The 19,355-nt window shown below is 47.3% G+C and carries 16 protein-coding genes; 4 read left to right on the top strand and 12 right to left on the bottom strand.

Annotated features, from left to right (window positions below; all coding sequences use genetic code 11):
- Nucleotides 1-82: 82 nt before the first annotated feature.
- Both JW881_01220 and JW881_01215 read right to left on the bottom strand, forming a co-directional pair.
- Complete coding sequence (locus JW881_01220) at nt 83-1,606, bottom strand: proline--tRNA ligase (GenBank protein MBN1696106.1); 1,524 nt, start codon at nt 1,604-1,606, stop codon at nt 83-85.
- A complete protein-coding gene (locus JW881_01215; GenBank protein ID MBN1696105.1) occupies nt 1,593-2,441 on the bottom strand; it encodes a M15 family metallopeptidase in 849 nt (282 codons plus the stop codon). Before JW881_01215 ends, JW881_01220 begins: the two co-directional genes overlap by 14 nt.
- 218 nt (nt 2,442-2,659) lie before the next feature.
- Here JW881_01215 and JW881_01210 point away from each other — a divergent pair, with 218 nt between their 5' ends.
- The 4 genes from JW881_01210 to JW881_01195 all read left to right on the top strand — a co-directional run bounded on the left by JW881_01210 (nt 2,660) and on the right by JW881_01195 (nt 8,567).
- Nucleotides 2,660-4,075, top strand: coding sequence for an aspartyl protease family protein (locus tag JW881_01210; GenBank protein MBN1696104.1), 1,416 nt, complete (start codon nt 2,660-2,662; stop codon nt 4,073-4,075).
- A gap of 106 nt (nt 4,076-4,181) precedes the next feature.
- Nucleotides 4,182-5,249, top strand: coding sequence for a hypothetical protein (locus JW881_01205; protein ID MBN1696103.1), 1,068 nt, complete (start codon nt 4,182-4,184; stop codon nt 5,247-5,249).
- A 154-nt stretch (nt 5,250-5,403) separates the two neighbouring features.
- Nucleotides 5,404-7,992, top strand: coding sequence for a fibronectin type III domain-containing protein (locus tag JW881_01200; protein MBN1696102.1), 2,589 nt, complete (start codon nt 5,404-5,406; stop codon nt 7,990-7,992).
- A gap of 167 nt (nt 7,993-8,159) precedes the next feature.
- On the top strand, nt 8,160-8,567 hold the full coding sequence (locus JW881_01195) for a class II SORL domain-containing protein (protein MBN1696101.1): 408 nt from the start codon (nt 8,160-8,162) through the stop codon (nt 8,565-8,567).
- Nucleotides 8,568-8,958: 391 nt separating this feature from the next.
- Here the strand turns inward: JW881_01195 and JW881_01190 are convergent, their stop codons facing one another.
- From JW881_01190 to folK, 10 genes are all read right to left on the bottom strand, one after another.
- On the bottom strand, nt 8,959-9,234 hold the full coding sequence (locus JW881_01190) for a hypothetical protein (protein MBN1696100.1): 276 nt from the start codon (nt 9,232-9,234) through the stop codon (nt 8,959-8,961).
- Between the two features lie 4 nt (nt 9,235-9,238).
- Nucleotides 9,239-9,943: a hypothetical protein gene (locus JW881_01185; protein ID MBN1696099.1), complete on the bottom strand. Its 705-nt coding sequence runs from the start codon at nt 9,941-9,943 to the stop codon at nt 9,239-9,241.
- Nucleotides 9,940-12,546 carry an adenylate/guanylate cyclase domain-containing protein gene (locus JW881_01180; protein MBN1696098.1) on the bottom strand — a complete coding sequence of 869 codons (2,607 nt, stop codon included), beginning with the start codon at nt 12,544-12,546 and terminating at the stop codon, nt 9,940-9,942. The genes JW881_01185 and JW881_01180 overlap by 4 nt, the downstream gene beginning before the upstream one ends.
- Before the next feature lie 111 nt (nt 12,547-12,657).
- The gene (locus JW881_01175) at nt 12,658-13,347 is read right to left on the bottom strand and encodes a tetratricopeptide repeat protein (GenBank protein ID MBN1696097.1); all 690 of its coding nucleotides are present in this window, start codon (nt 13,345-13,347) and stop codon (nt 12,658-12,660) included.
- Between the two features lie 13 nt (nt 13,348-13,360).
- On the bottom strand, nt 13,361-14,869 hold the full coding sequence (locus tag JW881_01170) for a sigma 54-interacting transcriptional regulator (GenBank protein ID MBN1696096.1): 1,509 nt from the start codon (nt 14,867-14,869) through the stop codon (nt 13,361-13,363).
- 41 nt (nt 14,870-14,910) lie between these two features.
- A complete protein-coding gene (locus JW881_01165; GenBank protein ID MBN1696095.1) occupies nt 14,911-16,623 on the bottom strand; it encodes a 30S ribosomal protein S1 in 1,713 nt (570 codons plus the stop codon).
- A gap of 119 nt (nt 16,624-16,742) precedes the next feature.
- The gene (locus JW881_01160) at nt 16,743-17,492 is read right to left on the bottom strand and encodes an rRNA pseudouridine synthase (GenBank protein MBN1696094.1); all 750 of its coding nucleotides are present in this window, start codon (nt 17,490-17,492) and stop codon (nt 16,743-16,745) included.
- Nucleotides 17,455-17,994, bottom strand: a complete 540-nt coding sequence (scpB, locus tag JW881_01155) for an SMC-Scp complex subunit ScpB (GenBank protein MBN1696093.1) — start codon at nt 17,992-17,994, stop codon at nt 17,455-17,457. The genes JW881_01160 and scpB overlap by 38 nt, the downstream gene beginning before the upstream one ends.
- A 2-nt stretch (nt 17,995-17,996) precedes the next feature.
- A complete protein-coding gene (locus tag JW881_01150) occupies nt 17,997-18,731 on the bottom strand; it encodes a segregation/condensation protein A (GenBank protein ID MBN1696092.1) in 735 nt (244 codons plus the stop codon).
- Between the two features lie 77 nt (nt 18,732-18,808).
- Nucleotides 18,809-19,324, bottom strand: a complete 516-nt coding sequence (gene folK / locus JW881_01145) for a 2-amino-4-hydroxy-6-hydroxymethyldihydropteridine diphosphokinase (GenBank protein MBN1696091.1) — start codon at nt 19,322-19,324, stop codon at nt 18,809-18,811.
- Between the last annotated feature and the right edge of the window lie 31 nt (nt 19,325-19,355).

Below are 19,355 nucleotides of genomic sequence, written 5' to 3'. Positions count from 1 at the left end.
ACCAGTTATCGAATAATTGTACAATCCCGGCAAGGAAAAAGGAAAGAATTTTCAGGAATAGTGTAAGTGATATTCCCGGTCCCTAATACGCTTTCGCGAAAATAACCCGCCGTTTGCTCGGTTTTCCGCTGATGACGCATGTGCCGTCTTCTTCACCCGCTTCGAGAGGGATACAGCGTATCGTGACATTGAGGTCGTTCTTAACCTGTTCTTCGACCGACTCCTCTCCGCTCCAGTGACAAAGCGCGAAACCGCCGTGGATTTCCGGTTTTTCAGTGTTTTTGGGAGTGAAAAAATCGTAGAATGCTTCTTTTGAATCGATTCGTTTGGTATGTGCGGTTCTGTAGTCGTCGGCTTTTGAGAGAAGGTTATTCTGAATGTCTTCCAGTATCCGGGGCGCTTCCCGGATAAACTCCGCTTTCCCGTAGCTTTTTTTGCCCCACTTTTCCCTGTCACGGCGCGCTGTGAACACGGCGCCGTTCGCCACATCGCGCGGGCCTATTTCGACCCAGATTGGGATTCCCTTCTTTATCCATGACCAGGTTTTTTCGCCCCCGCGGATGTCGCGGGTGTCGAATTCGACTTTGAGCGGTGCGGAATCAAAGGAACGTTCTTTCAACTCACCGACCAGCTTCTCACAGTAATTGAGGACGTCGGCTTTTGACTCTTCCTTGTGTATAACGGGAAGGACAACGATATGAGAGGGCGCGATCTTCGGGGGAAGTACGAGACCATTGTCGTCGCCGTGGGTCATGACCACCCCGCCGACAAGGCGGGTCGAAACACCCCACGATGTCGTGTATGCGTATTCCTGTTCGCCCGATGTATTGAGGAACATGATTTCCGATGCCCGCGCGAAGTTCTGACCAAGAAAATGGGATGTTCCGGCCTGGAGGGCCTTTCTGTCCTGCATCATCGCTTCGATACAATACGTCGAAACGGCACCGGGGAAACGTTCGGACGCTGTTTTTTCACCCTTGATAACGGGCATGGCAAGGTAGTTTTCGCAAAAATCCTCATACACATCGAGCATTTTCATGGTCTCTTCCTGTGCCTCTTCCTTCCTCGCGTGGACCGTGTGTCCTTCCTGCCAGAGAAACTCCGTTGTTCGCAGAAAAAGCCTTGTCCTCATTTCCCACCGCACGATATTCGCCCACTGGTTGATAAGCAGGGGAAGGTCCCTGTAAGACTGCACCCATTTTGAAAACATCGCCCCGATAATCGTCTCCGATGTAGGCCTGACGACAAGCGGTTCGGCAAGTTTCCCCGCGGGTACCAGTTTTCCGTCCTCTCCCGCTTCGAGCCGGTGATGGGTGACGACAGCGCATTCTTTCGCGAATCCCTCGACATGTTCGGCTTCCTTTTCGAGAAAACTCAATGGGATAAAGAGAGGGAAATACGCGTTCGTGTGCCCGGTGTCCTTGAACATACGGTCGAGGGTGCGCTGTATGTTCTCCCAAATGCTGTATCCCCAGGGTTTGATCACCATGCAGCCGCGAACCGGCGATGCTTCGGCGAGGTCGGCCGCCTTGACGACCTGCTGGTACCATGACGGATAGTCGTCGTTCCGTGTGGGTGAAATTGCCGTTTTCTCATTCTGACTCATTTTCAAATCCTCTTTCTTCTTCGATTAATAATTCCGGACGGTATTCAAAATGCATCGTATCGTAGTGATACCATTTACCTCCCCAGATGAAACCATGTTTTTCGAATATTTCGACAATGTCAAGGGGTATCCGGTTTTTATATGCGTATAATCCCGAGCTATCAGGTTCATCCCACAGCCAGTAATCAGAATACCTGACGGTAATGTCGATCGCGATCCCGAAGCTGTGCATGCTCAACCTGTTCGTTTTCCTGATGTTACGGTAGCAGAAGCTCCCTCCGGGTTTACTCACCATCGGCTTGAGGTCTTCGGGGAGCCGGTCGCATTCGGCCGATATTTCCAAAAGGCGTTTATGAACGTCATTGACCGTAGTCACCTTGAGTGGAATATTCGATGTTCGGGGCATCCATCGAATGGTCACAAGATGGCCCGTCACCTCGTCTTTGGTCTTGCCGTATATCTTTTTGAAAAAGGGTTCGTACCTGATCCTGCCGGGATCGACGTTTTCCGGTATCGGGACGGTGTACGACCGCCCCCGGGGGTAGGGGAAACTCATCTGGTCTTCGAGATCGGGTGAATCGAGCATTGCCTCGAAATCCTTGCCGTTCACCTCATCGTCATAAGCCATGAACTCTCCGTCAAAGAACATAAGGCCTTCCGGGGTAACCGACTCGATCTGATCGGGATAGGTTTTTTTGAGTTTGAGCAGTCCTGCAGGTATTCCCTTCTTTGTGCCGGAGGCGTAGACAAAAGCCGGGTCGGATACAAATAACACCATGGCAAGCAGAATGGAAATGATCATCATTAATACAGAAATGATGAAGCTATGTCTCATGTAAATTTCCTTATGTTTAATGTATCTTGTTTTCCGGGGTATGACAACGCCGGCTTTATTGAGGGAAAGCGTCCGTATGAAAAAAATGCTGTCGCCTCGAACATGATTGAAAAAAGAGTCACAGTAATGTTATAATCGGCGATAAAGAAACGGAAGCAGAGCGTTCCGCCGTCACAACAAGCGTGTTGACGGATTACGGAATATGTTGAGGAGGAAGAATGAGTAAAAGAAGCCCTCGCGGCATTATTTTTCTCGCATGCATCGTACTGTTTTACTCCTGTGCCGAAAGACCGGACAGGGGAGAAATCGAAAAATATCTGCGAAGCGCCGACCTCGATGAAACCGGCGTTACCGGCGAAAGGGAAAAGGAGATAACCCGTGCACGGATGCTTTATCACGCGGGATACTTCGAAGAGGCGAAAGCGTTGTGTTCGGAGTTGATTCGGGAAGAAGAAACGGAAAGCGACATACTCTTCTTAATGTCGGAACTTTATTATTTATACGGCCGATATACCGATGCCGAAGCATTGCTTCATCGAATATTGATGAACCATTCTGATGACGCGGCTAACAGGATACGGGCAAAGTTGAGTCTTCTCTTTATCTATTATCAGACGAACAGGTATGAAGAAGGGAAGCATCTTTTTGAAGGAGAAGGCAACATCATTCTTCCGTACTGTGAACTCATGAAAGCATTCGGGGACGAAAAACCCTACCGGATTGAATGGATGAGGGAAGGGGAAGACAAAAAGACGGCGGTTCCGTTTGTTTTCACCGATCCGCTGCCCCTCCTTCAGGTTGAGATCGGCGGCACCTCGATAGGCGTTCTGATCGATACGGGGGGCGATCTTCTCATTATCGACACCGACGTCTCGGAACGGCTCGGGGTAAAACCGTTCTCTTCGATTACCGGTGTCTTCGGCGGCGGAAAAAAAACCGAGATCGAACTTTCAAAAATCGATTCTCTGGTTATCGGGGATGTCGTTATACACTCGGTCCCGGTCTGGATATTACCTGTTGCACAATTTTCACCAATGTACAAGCAAAGCGATGTTTCGATCGGCGGTATTATCGGAACCGGGGTGCTTCACCAGTTTTTATCCACAATCGATTACCTGAACGGCAGACTCATCCTTCGTCCGAAATCGGAAAAAAGCGTTCGAACAATGTTCGATGAAAACCGTAATAAAACAATAACGGAAATTCCGATGTATCTCTGGGCCACGCACAAAATCATGGCAAAGGGCAGCCTGAACGGGAAGAATAACCTCATCTTTTTCGTCGATTCGGGTCTCGCGAGTGAAGCCGCGTTTATCGCTCCTGAACAGACACTCCGGTACGCTGGCATCCCGCTGCCTGAAATGCGGATCCCCGATGAATCGATAAAAGGCGGCGCTGAAGGATTTTGGCCGATCGGGTATTTCCATGTCGATAAACTCGGACTGGGCGGGCTTGTGCAGTACGATGTCAAAGGAGATTTTGGAACACTCGGGAAAGAGACCTACTGGGAAGACGCCGGCGGGCTGTCCGTCGGTTTTATCCAGGACGGACTCATATCGCATCAATTTCTTCGCCAATACGATTCATGGACGATCGATTTTGACGGAATGAAGATGATAGTCACTGATTCTTGATTAGTGAATCGGTTTATTATAATAAAAAAATAGACAATGCAAGGTGTTTTGTGATATATTTTAGCTGAAAGATCATTATATATAGATTAATTGGAGGATTATACCGATGAAACGGACTGATATTTGTTTTTTTTCTTTTGTCGTTGTCTTTGCTTTTCTTTTTCCGGGATGTGACGGCGGAAACGGAAACGGCACCGGTGAATATTCATTGACGATCGACTGTGCGGGAAACGGGAGTGTATCGCCCGGAAGCGGATCGTTCGGGGAAGGAATGGAAGTCGTGTTGTCCGTTTCCCCTGATACGGGCTGGTACTTCGATGCATGGGGCGGGGATGATGCGGTTGACGCCGTCGATAACGGAGACGGCACGTTTTCCATTATCATGGACGGTGATAAGCATATTGTCGCCCGGTTTCTGGAAGGAATAAAGTATGGGCTTTTTATCACGACCTCCGGTCAGGGTTCTGTCGAGAAAGATCCCTCTGCCTACTCATACAATCCCGCTACGGTTGTCGATATTACGCCCGTCCCGGATTCAGGCTGGTACTTCGATTCATGGAACGGAGATGATGCGGGGAGTGTGAGTGATGAGGGCGGCGGGATTTATTCAATAGTCATGGACGGAAACAAACAACTGGAAGCTGTTTTCGGCGAATATGTTCAATTGACCTTATCATGGACGGAGATGGGGACATGCAGCGGTACGACTGATGTCGATATTGCCGTCGATCCGGAGGGTGCCGGAGAGGGGTTGTTTGAAAAGAATACGGAAGTGACGATCACGATCACCTGCGGTTCGCATACGACATTCGACGGCTGGTCTGGGACGAATCAGGATGACGTTGTTGCTCTCGGAGAAAATTTGTTTTCGATTGTCATGAATGAAGATAAATCGATCTCTGCTATGTTCGGACTCGTAATGTTCTCGCTGACAATCAGTGTAAGCGGCGAAGGGTATGTCGAAGAAACATCGAACTGCCATAACGTATATTTTGGGATAACCGGCAATGATTACGTGGAAGATTTTACCGTGTTGTTGAAGCCGCAGCAACTGGGCGAAGCTTCATTCAGCGGCTGGGAAGGTACGGATGCCGGAGACATAACGGATGAGGGGGGCGGCATCTATTCGATAATCATGGATGCGGACAAATCGATCGAAGCCCTTTTCGAGTAACGAAATTTTTACGAAGTGAATGACGGCCGCTGTGAAGCGGTTTGAACCGCGATTGCAGCCGGTGAAATGAGGTGCAAAGAGTCACGCTGTAACTATAACAAATTGGTTATAGTTACAGCGTGACTCTCAAAGAAAAAAACGCAGGGAGAAAATTATGAAAAACAGGCTTGAAAAACGATATAGAGAAATAATCCGTCTCGTATGGTTTGCCGCCGGTCTCCTTTGTTTATCAGGATGTCCTTCGCATGTGGAGGACGACGATAATCCGATGCCGGCTTCGCCGAGCGGGCTTTCCGTTGTATCGTCCGCGACCGATTCCATCGAACTTTCCTGGATCGATAATGCCGATAATGAAACCGGCTTTGTTATCGAATACAAAACAAATTTCTCGGACTTTAAGACGGCGGCGACACTCGATGCCGATACAACGGAATACACACACGAAGACCTTCTTCCCGGGACACGCTACACATACCGGATCATGGCCTTCAATAACGCGGGGTCGTCAGGGTTTTCCCCTGAAATAAATGTCATGACGGAGGAGATCCCTCATGAACCGCCGTCAGCCCCGGATGACCTCGTTGCCGCTGTATTATCCGCGCATGAGATACGACTCGAATGGACCGATACAGCCGATAATGAGGCCGGATTTGTTATCGAAGCACGTTCCTCCGAAGAGGATATCTTTACCGAAATAAAAACGGTCTCCAGGGACACGCGCCAGACCGTCATTGGTTCGCTTTCACATAGCACAACATATTTCTTCCGTATCAAGGCCAGAAACGCTGCGGGGGATTCGGCATATACCGGACCTGCCTCGGCAACAACCCTGACGCCTCAACCGGTTCCTCCCTCACCACCGGAGAGTTTTACGGCGATCCTTTCTGCAAGCAGCAGTATCGTTCTTTCATGGTCTGATTCATCAGATATCGAAGAAGGATTCAGGATTTTCCGCCGGAGTGGGGGAAACGCCGATTTTGAGGTGATTACCGTTTTGGGTCCGGATACGACTGCCTATCGTGATGAAGGCCTCGAAAGCTTTACCGTCTATACGTACAGGATCTGCGCTTTCAACGATACGGGAGACTCGGCCTTTGTGGAAACCTCTTCCATTGTCACCGGATTGAAAATCCCTTCGGACATCAATACGTTGGGCGGTTCGGTCTCTGCTGTCGTCATCAGATGGGACTCGATTCCCGAAGCAGACGGATATTCGGTATACCGGAGTGAATCGACGGCAGGAAGCTATACGGATATAAGCGGAACGATCGGTGAAACGGTCTATTCTGATGCAAAGGCAGTGCCGGGAAAACTCTATTACTACAAGATCATGGCCCATGCGGCCGCGGGCGACAGTGATTTGAGTCCCGCTGTATCCGGCTATCGGGTACTCGATGCCCCGGCGAGATGTAGCGTCGAAGCAGATGATGATAACGACCGGATTACCGTTACTTTCGACGGCGTCGATGGGGCGGACAGGTACGAGATCGAACGTTCCACGAACGGTTCCAGCTTTTCGGATGTCACCATGACAACCGGAACGCGCTATAACGACGAGTCGGCTGAAAACGGACAAGCCTATTATTACCGTGTTCGCGCCTATGCCGATTCATCGCGGTCTTACGGCGATTTTATCAGATCGGAAAGGGTTTTTTTGCTTCTCGCTTCACCGGATGATATCCGGGCATCGGACGGGACATCGGAAGATTATGTCGAGATTAGCTGGAAAAGCATCGACAACGCGGACAGGTACGAGGTCGAACGAAGCACATCAACAGGCGGCTCGTATTCCGAAATCGGCAGGTCGACATCGACAAGCTACAGGGACACCCAGGCCCAGCCGGGGAAGCAGTATTATTACCGTGCAAGGGGATACAACACGGGAACCGGGAACGGGAAATACAGCGGTTATGATCCCGGTCACAGAAAACTCGAATGTCCTTCGTCCGTCGAGGCGGCGGACGGAACAAGCCTTTTCAATATCGGTGTCGAGTGGGACGATGTGTACGGTGCCGATCAATATATCCTCTACCGTTCCGCAAGCCGCAATGGGTCATATGCGAAAATCGCCGACAGGTTGACGGCCGAACGTTATACCGACACTTCATGCAGTCCCGGCATCCTGTACTACTATAAGGTCAAGGCGTATGCGAGCAGCTCGGGATCGGAAAGCGATTTCAGTCCTGACGATACCGGATACCGCAAACTCGAGGAACCCGGCCATATCACCGCATCCCGCGGGGACACCACTTACAGCATAAGAGTAACCTGGAACAGGGTGGACGGCGCCGACAGCTACATCATCTACAGGAAATCGGAGAGTTCATCTTTCAGGGAATATGATGATAGCGGGACGACATCGTTTATCGATGACGACTGTACCCCGGGACTCCTCTATACCTACAAGGTCATGGCATACTCGGAATCGTCGGATTCCACGAGCGATTTGAGTTATGATCAGGATGAAGGCTATGCTGACCTGAGCAGGCCGAGTATGGCTTCCGTCACCATATACGAGATATTCCATGAGGTACGCCTCAGCTGGTACGATGTTGATGGCGCGACGGACTATGACGTTTACTGCAATGGCAGGAAATTGGGAAGAACCATTTTATCGATTTATACCCATACGAGCGCGCCCGAAGGAACAAATTGCTATTACATCATCGCCTACGCATCGAGTGCCCGTATATACAGTGACGAAAGTTCCTCGCGGTGCGTCAATGTGGAGTATGATGAATGATGATAGACAATCGGCCGCGCTTTACGTCGATACAATAGCGAACGGGGGATAACATGCCGTATCATGAACCGAATTCGGGAATTTGGATAATATTAAAAGGATTCGGGTACATGAACAAGTTCGCTTTATAACGTAGCATTTATCGAAACTTTATACGGAGGTAATATATGAATCAATCATCCGGAAACATTGGTGATCTGTATCAAACCGCCGACTGGAAATCGGAAAAACATGTGCCGGCCATAGAAGGACCGGATGCACTCAAAAAAGGTGAAAAAACGACCGTATCCGTTTCGGTGGGTAAGGGAATTCCGCACCCGAACAAGACCGAACACCATATCGCGTGGATAGCGCTTTATTTTCATCCCGAAGGAGAAAAGTTTCCTGTTCAGATCGGGAAAGCGGAGTTTACAGCCCACGGCGAATCGGTACAGGGGCCGGATACGAGTACCGTCTACTGTGCACCCGATGCGGTATTCAGCTTTATGACCGAAAAACCGGGAACCCTTTATGCGGCAAGCTATTGTAATATTCACGGATTATGGCAGGGTTCGAAGAAAATCAGCGTCGCATGAGAAAATGTTTTCGTGCAAAAAACCGCCTGTTAAAATCGGGCGGTTTTTTTATATCTATACATTACTGCAAAGGACCAGATGAATATACGTTACAGTATTAAAAAATATACATTTTAAGGTTATTTGTAAGAAAACAATATAGGTGTTTATTGATTTGTATAATCAGAAGCAGGAGCGCGTAACGGGAAAAGGCGGTCATTATTATTGGGGATAAACATCAATCCCTATAACAAGCGAGTAGACAGAATATATATTATCGGAAGTAAAGGGTGCGTGGAAACGAATGTACTTCCGGACAGCGTAAGAACCGACGTCGACTATGAGCGGTACCGCGATCACTTGCTGGACCGGAAAATGCTCGAACTCCTAAAGAAATACTGATATCTGCCGCTTACAGTTTCGTGCTCAGTTTCGAAAGCAGCCATATCAGGAGAAAAGAAAAACCGAAGGCGGCATACACATTCACATCATTGAAATCGGAAAGAAAATTGAATATATCGGGAATCAATCGGTATATGAGTCCCCCCAGAAACGATCCGATCAGACCGATAATGAAGGCGCCGACAAAGTTGCCGGGCACCTGTTTTTTCATGACATAATAAACGAGAAGTGCCGAAGCAAATCCGATAACGAGGTATGTCAACCCGACTTTTAGTATAAACCACATACACCTATCCTGCTTCCAATGGTAGTGTTATTTCGATATATCCCAGATACTCGAGTTCGCTGTACAGTTTTTTAGATTTGGTAATGCCGTATCTACCGAAACTGTACGCATATAAGGCGATATAGACGTCTGCATCCTCGATATGCGTCACATCCGCGTCCCCGCCTTCTCCGATATCGAAATATTCAAAGGATTTATAGAATCCATCATTCTCACTGTCCTCGATGCCGCGTCGAAGCGGCAATGCATCGATCACAATACCGCCGCTTCCTTCGGGAAACTCCTCCGCTGTCAGAAACACATCACCGTCTGAGATTCCCAAAAAATCTATTGTAAATAGCGATCCCTTGCCCTTTTCTGCATCTGAAATCTTTATAAGGGGGAGAATATAGCCCGTTACTGTATCGCAGTCATCGGAATCGATATAATACGTCAGCCGCCAGAATCCGTATGAGGAAAGGTCTTCGGCATTGACGAGCGACGAGACAACGTCGCCTTCGTTATTGTAAAACCGGTAATAGATTTCAAAACCGCGGAAGTAATCCCCTTCCTCCGCCCCGCCGTTGTCTTCGGTCGACCTGAACTCGAAGTATTTATCGATTGTCGATGAATATCCGTCGACCGGCGGATTGAGCACCGGGTATTCATCGATACCGCACGAGATACTGCATAACAGGGGAAACAGTAACAGGACGGGGGGCGCTTTCATGGCGATTTTACCTTTTTTACAGCGGGAATTTCGTAGGTATCGATCATATCGATGAGTTCATAGATAATGACCGGCTTGTTCTTTCCCTTCACCCGGATATTGTCGAGTTCGCGCACCACGACCTTGTCTTTGACCCGGCCGTATGTATATTCGCTGATGACGATATTCGTGGAGTATTCCTTGTTGATCGCCTCGAGTCTGGAACCGAGATTGACGTTATCGCCCATAAGGGTATAGTTCATCCTGATCGGAGAACCCATGTTCCCGACGGTCATGGTACCGGAATTGAGTCCGATCCCGATATTGATGTTTTTTTCTTCGGGCCAGTGGGCGTTCAGGGAGTTCAGAATTTCCATTTGTTTCAGTGCACACATACAGGCGATGAGCGCGTGTTCCGGTTCGGCGAGCGGTGCTCCCCAGAAACACATAATCGCATCGCCTATGTATTTATCGAGCGTCCCTCGATATTCGAGAATCAGATCGGTCATGGCGGTCAGGTATTCGTTCAGGTGATTGACCAGTCCCTGGGGCGTCATCCGTTCGGAGATGGAGGTAAATCCCCTTATGTCCGAAAACAGGACGGTGAGGTCCTTGTCCACACCCCCGAGTTCCGGCGGGTCGATGAGAAGGCTTTCAACGACCGTCGGACTCACGTATTTACCGAATGTATTTTTTATTTTTTTCTTGTCCCGCTCTTCGGTAATGACCCGGTAAACGACGATCGACACGAATGTCAAAACACCGCCGAACAACGAGGCGGAAATCGTGATGATATAATTCAACTGATCGAAGATGGTGTTGCCCGCAATAAAAAATACGAGAAGGAGAAGGAACACGAATGCAAGGGCGAGCGGGGTTGGAAGACGCGAGGTAATTAGGCTCACGAGCATGATGATGACGAAAAGAATGATGATATTGAGATAATCGGGCGATTGAACGAGAAAATTATCCATGATGATCGTGTTGAGGGAGTTCGCGTTCACTTCCGGGCCGAACATCAGGCCGTATGGTGTGGGTTTTTCATCCGCCAGTCCGGTTGCGAACATGCCGATGACAAGAATTTTGTTTTCGAAGTAATTGGTTCTTCTCCAGTTTTCGGGATCGGGTCCCGGATCCCTCACATACCGATGGAACGGTTTTACCCTGAATGTCTGCACGCCTTCACTTGTCGAGGGTTTACCCATAAAATTAATTAGCATTCTTCCGTGTTTATCGATCGGGATTTTTATTTCGTCTTTGTAGGTCGCTTCACGAACGAGTTTCATCTCTTCGTTTCCGAGTGTGGTAAGGGTTTTTCGAAGATTGAAAAGCTGAGTTTGATCAAGCGTATTTTTCAGCATATATTTTTCGAAAAGGGAATTCTTTTCATAGCTCTCCCCGAGAATATTCTTCTGAGCGGGATCGGCGCGCCTCAGGAGATCGACCAGTTCGCTTTCGGTAAGGACTTCGGGATATTTGTAGACGGCTTCGGTTTCGACGAGGCGTTCCCACGCCTGTGTGATCGGATTGTACCGCTGGGGGAAAGGAATCCGTATATAATTGTCGAGATCGATTTCAATATCATCGAGACGTTTGTTGAAATATTTCAGGGCCAGGGTGAGGGTTATCGAAGGGATAATAAAATCCCTGTATTTTCGAATGATGAAATAGCTGTAATCGATCTTTCCGTCACCGTCGGTATCCTCTTCTTTTTTCGGTGCCCCGGCGTCCTCGAGTTGTTTCTTGAGATTATCGACGATTTCCTGTGTCAGGGGGGAAGGTATGTAGTGGACGATGTCCTCCTGATCGACCCACCCGATATATTCGAATGCGTCCGGTGATATCGGTTCGTCGGGGGTCAAGGTATCCAGATTGATTTCCTTGACGACTTCGCAGAAGCGCGCGACGAGCGGCTGGCGTCTGAATATACGGTCGGGATCCGGATAGTATGAAACATTCCCGTATGCGTGGGCGACCTCTATATACGGTTTGAGGGGACATTCCACTCCCCTATAGGGAATGAGATTTTTCCAGTCCCCGTTGATGTTGTTTTTGGCGACGACACCGAATTGATCGATAAATTGTCTGAGGCGTTCGAGATGGTTTTCCGCGATCTGTTGCTTGAGTTCGGTCGAATGGAAAAAAGCCTCGAGAAATATCCGACCGTTTTCCCTGATGCTGTCTATCAGGAGAATATCATTGACCGGTAATTCCATGTCCCGTTCAATAAAATTGATATCGAGAAATGTGCACAATTCACGCTGCGATTGGTCCGATATTCGTGTCAACGTGTTGATGAGATTTGCTTCAACCGATCTCGGAAAAGGCCATTTCCCGAATTCGTCGAGACTTCTGGTGTCGATCCCGATAAGGACGATATCTTCGGAAACATTCGGGTTATAGGTGATGGTAGTCAGGCCTTCCCGGGTTTTTTTAACGCCGTAATCTCCCGAGAGGATGTCTTTTCGGAAGTTGAAATGAAAATCCAGAATCGAACGTTCGAAAAAATCGATCACAACGAGTCTGTAGGTAAGAATGAGAAGAAGAATAAATATGATAAACCCGATGATAAATCCAAAATTTTTGGTCTGGAGTATTTTTTTGGCGATATCCGTCTTCCCCATTCTCTCCTCCTCGTCTCATTCTCGCATCACCAGACAGGAAATGCCCGATATACCTAATTATAATTCGAAAGCATCATTTTACCACACATTTTTAGACCGGCCCGATCCGGTTTATTCATTCCGATCGATTGTTTTCAGATAAATTTTTCTGTTTTGGGCCAGGCTTGACCAGTTGCTGAGTGAATGATCGTTTTCCAGCTTCGTATATATGTCCTCCGCTTCCCGATACTTGCCCGAAACCTCATAAATACGACCCATTGAAAAAAGGGCTCGCCCGACGATATGCGATTCGGGATACTTTTCTTCGCAATCGGCATAAATTTTCAAGGCCTCTTCCGGTTCCCCCCTGTTTTCATAACAGACACCGGCGTTATACAAACAATCGGCTGCATAATAAGCCTTTGGAAACGATTCGGCGCAGTCCAGATAATCGCGCGCCGCTTTGTCCCATTCTTCTTTTTGCGAATAGAATTGCGCTCGGATAAAAAGTCCACGTTGTGCAGCGTACCGGTCGGGATATTTTTTTATGATGTCTGAAATGCTTTCCATAAAATTCTCTTCAAACTTTTCCTTTTTATTTTCGTCGTTTTCATAACGCCAATCGGAAAACAGTTTTTCGGCTTTTTCTATCTCTATGGTCGATGTCTCCCTGATCGATTTTTCTATTTCGACCCAGATAAAAATACCGATAATGACAACCAGTACGATTCCGAGTATGATCCAGATCAGCATTCCCCGTTTTCGAAAGAAATTATCGATAATGTCCAGAATCCGATCTTTGAAAGATATTTTCTCTTTCATTTGTTAAACCCTCTCATCTCATAATATTTAGTTCTTTAATAAGTTTCGAAAGATATGTTCGTTGAATTCCAAGTATTTTGGCTGTTTTTGTCTGTTTCCAGTCATTGAGTTTGAGTACCTGCTCGATAAACTTTTTTTTGAACATCGTGATTGCTTCCTTCAACGTCAGAGAAGTATATTCATCCTCTTGATGCGATGAAAAACCCGTAAAAATAAAGGTATCAGGTGTGATATACTCGGACCTCGAAATCACCACGGAGCGTTCGATCGCGTTTTCGAGTTCCCTGACATTCCCCGGCCATGAATAAACAAGGAGCGTCTCTATCGCCCCGGGAGAAAATCCCTTTATCGGTTTTTTTACTTCCGCCTTGAATCTGGAAAGAAAATGTTCTGCAAGAAGCGGAATATCTTCTTTTCTCTCCCGCAATGGGGGGATATAGATGGGCAGAACATTCAGCCGGTAGAAAAGGTCAGCGCGAAAACGCTTTTCCTGCACCTCGCGTTCGATGTCCTTGTTGGTCGCCGCGATAATTCTCACGTCAACCTTGATGGTTTCATTACTACCGATTTTCTCAAAGCTTTTATGCTGGATGACACGGAGAAGCTTTATCTGAAGATTGAGCGGAAGGTCCCCTATCTCGTCGAGGAAAATGGTTCCTTTATCGGCGAGTTCGAACTTGCCTCGCCTGGTGCCGATGGCGCCGGTAAACGCCCCTTTCACGTGTCCGAAGAGTTCGCTTTCGAGCAGATTCTCGGGAATAGCGGCGCAATTTATCCGGATAAACGCCCTGTCCGCCCGTTTGCTTCGCAAGTGTATCTGTTCGGCAAAAAGTTCCTTCCCCACACCGCTTTCGCCAAGCAGAAGGATCGACGAATCCGTTTCCGCAGCCCTGTATGCGATATTCAGTTTTTCCGTTATCGCCTTGCTTTTGCCGATAAACGTATGATACCCCTTGTCCGAGAGGATCTGGTCCTTGAGGATATACATTTCCTCCCTGATGTGCTGATAGGTATGGGCATTCTGGAGGGCGATCGCCGCCTGTGTCGTGAATATTTCGAGCCACGAAAGATCTTCTTCATCGAATCCTTTGTTGTCTTTTTTATTGAGGATTTCGATAACGCCGATACATTTCCCCTTTACCCGCATCGGGGCCGCGAGAATCGAGTGCGTCGGAAATCCGATCGCCCGGCTGATATCGGACTTGAACCGGTAATCGCTTTCAGCATCATTGACGATGAGAGAGGTGTTATGGAGGGCGACCCAGCCGGCGATCCCTTCACCGAGAGAGAGAGAAAATTTCTTCAGCTCCTCGCTTTTCGAACCGAGTGCGACTTCAAAATAAAGTTTATTGTTTTCGGGATTGAGCAGCATAAGGGAGGCGGCCTCTCCTTCAGAAAGGCCTGCGGCGGTATCAATGATTTTTTCGAGAAGGGTTTTGATGTCCTGGTAATGGGAATTGATTTCATTGTTAATATGGATGAGTGTGTCGAATTTCTTCTGATCGATCTGTACGTTAACCATGACGGATTTATTCTTCATGCAAGAGAAAATTCTCCGGGAATCTATTCTTCATCGCTACCGGACTTTTTAATGAAATCCGCGATTGACACCTTGTCCTCGTCCTCTTCATCATGAATGTATTTGGCGATTTCTTCCTTCTGAAGCATTCTGTAATAATCGCGAAGCGAAAGGGTAAGTTTTTGCCGCGACGATTTGATATCGATAATAAGCGCTTTCAAGGTATCGCCGATATTGAATTTCGCGACCGCCTCTTCATAGGTCTCTGTTTTTTGATCGAAAACATGTTGTTGAGGAATAAGTCCTTCAATATCACCCTGTACTTTGAGAAAAATACCGTATTCATTGATCGTGGTAATGGTCCCTTCGATAATGCTTCCCCTTGAAAAAGCCTTGGTAAGCGAGTCCCACGGATCTTCGGAAAGCTGTTTCAGTCCCAGCTTTATCTTCTGGTTTTTTTTGTCGAGATCGATGACCATGACCTCGATTTCATCTCCGGGATTAAGAAGTTCCGAGGGATGATTGTATTTGGTTGTCCACGAGAAATCATCGAGGTGCAGCAATCCGTCGATCCCCTCTTCGATCTCCAAAAACGCACCGAAATTGGAAATATTTTTGACTTTCCGCTTGATTCTCATACCCACCGGATAGCGGTCTTCGATATCGTCCCATGGATTGTCATTGACCTGTTTCAAACCAAGGGAGACTTTACCCATTTCGAGGTCAAAAGAGAGTATTTTGACATCGACATTATCGCCTTCTCTCAGTACTTCTTTAGGATGTCTGATTTTCTTCACCCAGGAAAGCTCTGAAATATGGGCAAGTCCTTCAATCCCCTCTTCGATTTCGATAAAGGCGCCGAAATTGGTGAGTTTTGTCACTCTCCCGCTTACTATATCGCCGACCGAGTATTTGTCTTCGAAATTATCCCACGGATCGTCTTTCATGTGTTTGAGACTGAGGTTGATTCTTTTTTCTTCAGGATCGACCTTTATCACCTTCAATTCGAGTTCCTGGCCCTTTTTTATAAGGTCCTTTGGTTTGGTGACATGTCCCCAACTCATATCGTTGATGTGAAGAAGTCCGTCGAAACCTCCGATATCGATAAACGCTCCAAAAGCGGTGAAACTCTTCACATTACCCTTGATAACATCGCCGATCTGGACGGTATCGAAGAATTTGTCTTTTCTTTTGGTGATTTCCTCTTCGAGCCAGGCGCGGCGGGAAACGACTATATTGAGTTTTCCTTCGGAATAAAGACGTTCGATTTTAAAAAGCGATTCCTTGCCGATAAGCGATTCGATATCGACGACATGCTGAACATCCGATTTCGAGAGGGGCATGAACGCGCGGACATCATAGCCCAGATCGACCTCATAACCGCCCTTTATACTCCGGACGATTTTCCCTTCAACCGGACTTTGCTCGTTAAACGATACTTTCAGTGTTTTCCAGAATACCTTCTCGTCCGCTTTCTTCTTCGAGACAATGACCGAACCGTCCGAACTTTCCTTCCGAACAATGATGACATCGACGATATCACCGATTCTCGGTGGAGCCTCAAATTCCTCGATTTTGATTTTGCCTTCCGATTTATAGCCCACATCGACAAAAATAAAGTCGGTGGTGATCTCGACAATCTTTCCGCTTACCAGTTCACCTTCTTTGATAGGCTGGAAGGATTGAAGATATTGCTCCTGAAGTTCGGTTTGTTCAGATTTCTTTTTTTCTTGATTTATATTCGTTTCAGAATCCATACCTATCTTTTTCTCCTGATTGTAACAATGACAGTTTGTAAAAACTCTCTATAATCTCTCATAAACAAAGCGAATGGTCAAGACCGATCATATACGAAAATGTAAAAATGTATTGTTTTTTATACTTTTCTCCTCTCGAAAAACCATTCTATCTCTTTTTTTTTAAGATACCGGAACTCGCCCGATGAAAGTTTTCCGAGGTTGACACAGCCGATTCTCACCCGGTGAATCCGTTTTATACGGATACCGTAGTGGCTGAAAACGCGCCGTATTTCCCTGTTTTTCCCCTGAACAAGCGTGAGAAGGACTTTGTAGTTATTGATTAATGTATAATGCTCGCACCTATAGTGAACGCCGCTTACCTCAAGGCCCCGTTTGTATTCGAGGAGCTGCTCTTCTTCAATCCTTGTCGAGGTAATGACAACGTATTCCTTTTGTATCCCGAATGACGGATGGCTGACAATATGTGCGAACGCCCCGTCGTTCGTGTAAAAAATGATACCGCTCGAGTTCATATCGAGCCTGCCTGCATGGAAGAGCGTTTCCGGCAAAGCATTTTCAAAGAGTACATGGGCGCATAATCTGTTTTCGGGATCTTTCCCGGTACAGAGATATCCTTCCGGCTTGTTGAGAGCGATGTACACCTTTTTGCTTACGGGAACGATAGGTTTTCCGTCAAAGAGGATCGTATCCCGGTCAGATACTTTCATCCCCTGTGTGGTGACAACCGCACCATTCACACGGACCCTTTTTTCATCGATATAACGTTCACAGGTCCTTCGTGACCCGATTCCGCAGCGGGACATATAGACGTGAAGGCGAACATTGTCTTCATTCATCGGTTTCAAACTTTTCGCTGTCCACTTCATCAAGTTTGGGTAGATCGGAAATGCTTTTGAGCCTGAACAGCTTCAGAAATTCTTTTGTCGTGCCGTATTGTATCGGTCTTCCGGGTACATCCTTTTTACCCAACTCCCGGATAAGGGATTTACTCAAAAGGAGTTTGATCATGCCGTCCGCCGCGACACCACGGATTCCTTCGATTTCACCGCGCGTTATGGGTTGTGAATATGCGATGATCGAAAGGGTTTCGAGGGCGGCGCGGGAAAGTTTATTCTCATTCTGCTTTCCGTAGCGGTCTTTGAGGGACGGCCAGAGTTCCTTTTTCGGTGAAAACGAGAAACCGCCGCCGATTTCGATCACTTCGAGTCCGTGATGGTCGCGATTATATTCTTCTTTGAGTATGAGCAGCGATTTGAGGACAATATCCCGTGAAAGTTTCGTTATCCTGGACAGCGTATTGATATCGAGCGGTTCACTCTCCAAAAACATAATGGCTTCGACAAGTTTTGCTTCTGCTTTGAACTCCATGATTACCTCGTCTCTGATCGGGCTTTGATTCTTATATCGCCGAACAGCTTGTTCTGATATACCACGATACGCCTCATTTTTGTCACTTCGAGGACGGCCAGTAAAGAACAGATTACCTCGCTGATCGAATTCGTTTTTTTGATCAACTCGGTAAAAAGAAACTCCCCTCTTGTCTCTATATACTCGCCGATAAGGGTTATCTTTTCATTGATGGTCACCTCTTCATAAAGATCGACGACCCTTTCGGTGGTAAGAGAAGTAATGATCGACGAAAAAATTTTGAGGAGGTCCCATATCTGCGCCTGTTCCCAAAAATCGTTTTCAGGGAAAGGGAGTATTTTCTGGTTCTTTTTTCGTTCGATCAGCCATTCGGTTTCCTTTTCCGTGATAATTTCCGTGAGTTTCTTGAATTTCTGGTATTCGATGAGTTTTTCAACCAGCACTTTCCTGGGGTCTTCGATTTCATCATCGATATTCGTTTCAACGGGCAGAAGCATTCTCGATTTGATATAGAGAAGTGTTGCGGCAAGCATATAAAACTCGGTAATATCCTCCAGATCTACCTTTGTCGCGTAATCGAGGTACCGGAGGTATTGCTCGGTGATTTGTGCGATCGGAATATCGTAGATATTGACCTCCGCTTTTTTTATGAGAAAAAGCAATAGATCGAGCGGGCCCTCAAAATCACCGAGTTTGAATTGGGGTATGTGTGCGATGTTTGTTTGTTCACTCATCATGGTTCGACATTCAGTACGTGATTACATTACCATACGGTATATGTTCAGACAACTCCTTATCCGTATCAAATGGCATATCAGTTCTGGTGCGACAGTGCATCATAATAAAAAACACCCTGATCGTCCATATCTTTAAGGAATTCCGTATATTTTTTCCCGGTAACGGGATCCCTGAGATCCGGTTCGAGTTCGATCAGAGGAATGAGAACGAATTGCCGTTCCTTGATTCCGGGATGAGGAACCGTCAGCCGTTCGGAATGAAAACTGAGGTCGCCGTAGAGGAGTATGTCGATATCGATCACCCTGGGGCCCTTCTCGCGCTGATTGTCCCGGCTGCGTCCGCACGCCGCCTCTGTTTCGAGGACACGTTCGAGAAGATCGGGACATGAGAGTTTCGTCATTCCCGAAATGACAAGGTTGAGAAACTTCGGCTGATCATGAACATACAGGGGAAGTGTTTCATACATACTCGAAAACCTGATGTCAGAAACATAGTATTGAATGAGGCTGACGGCTTCCTGGATATGAACGCGCCTGTTTTCGATGTTGGAACCGAGAGACAGAAACACCTCTGTCCCCTTTTTTTTCTTCATGCCTGCCCCCTCCCCTTGTTCCGCGGCATAG

Source organism: Spirochaetales bacterium (assembly GCA_016930085.1).
Classification (GTDB): Bacteria; Spirochaetota; Spirochaetia; order SZUA-6; family JAFGRV01; genus JAFGHO01.
The sequence above is the reverse complement of the archived record's forward strand: the minus strand, read 5'-3'. Positions and strand labels throughout refer to the sequence as shown.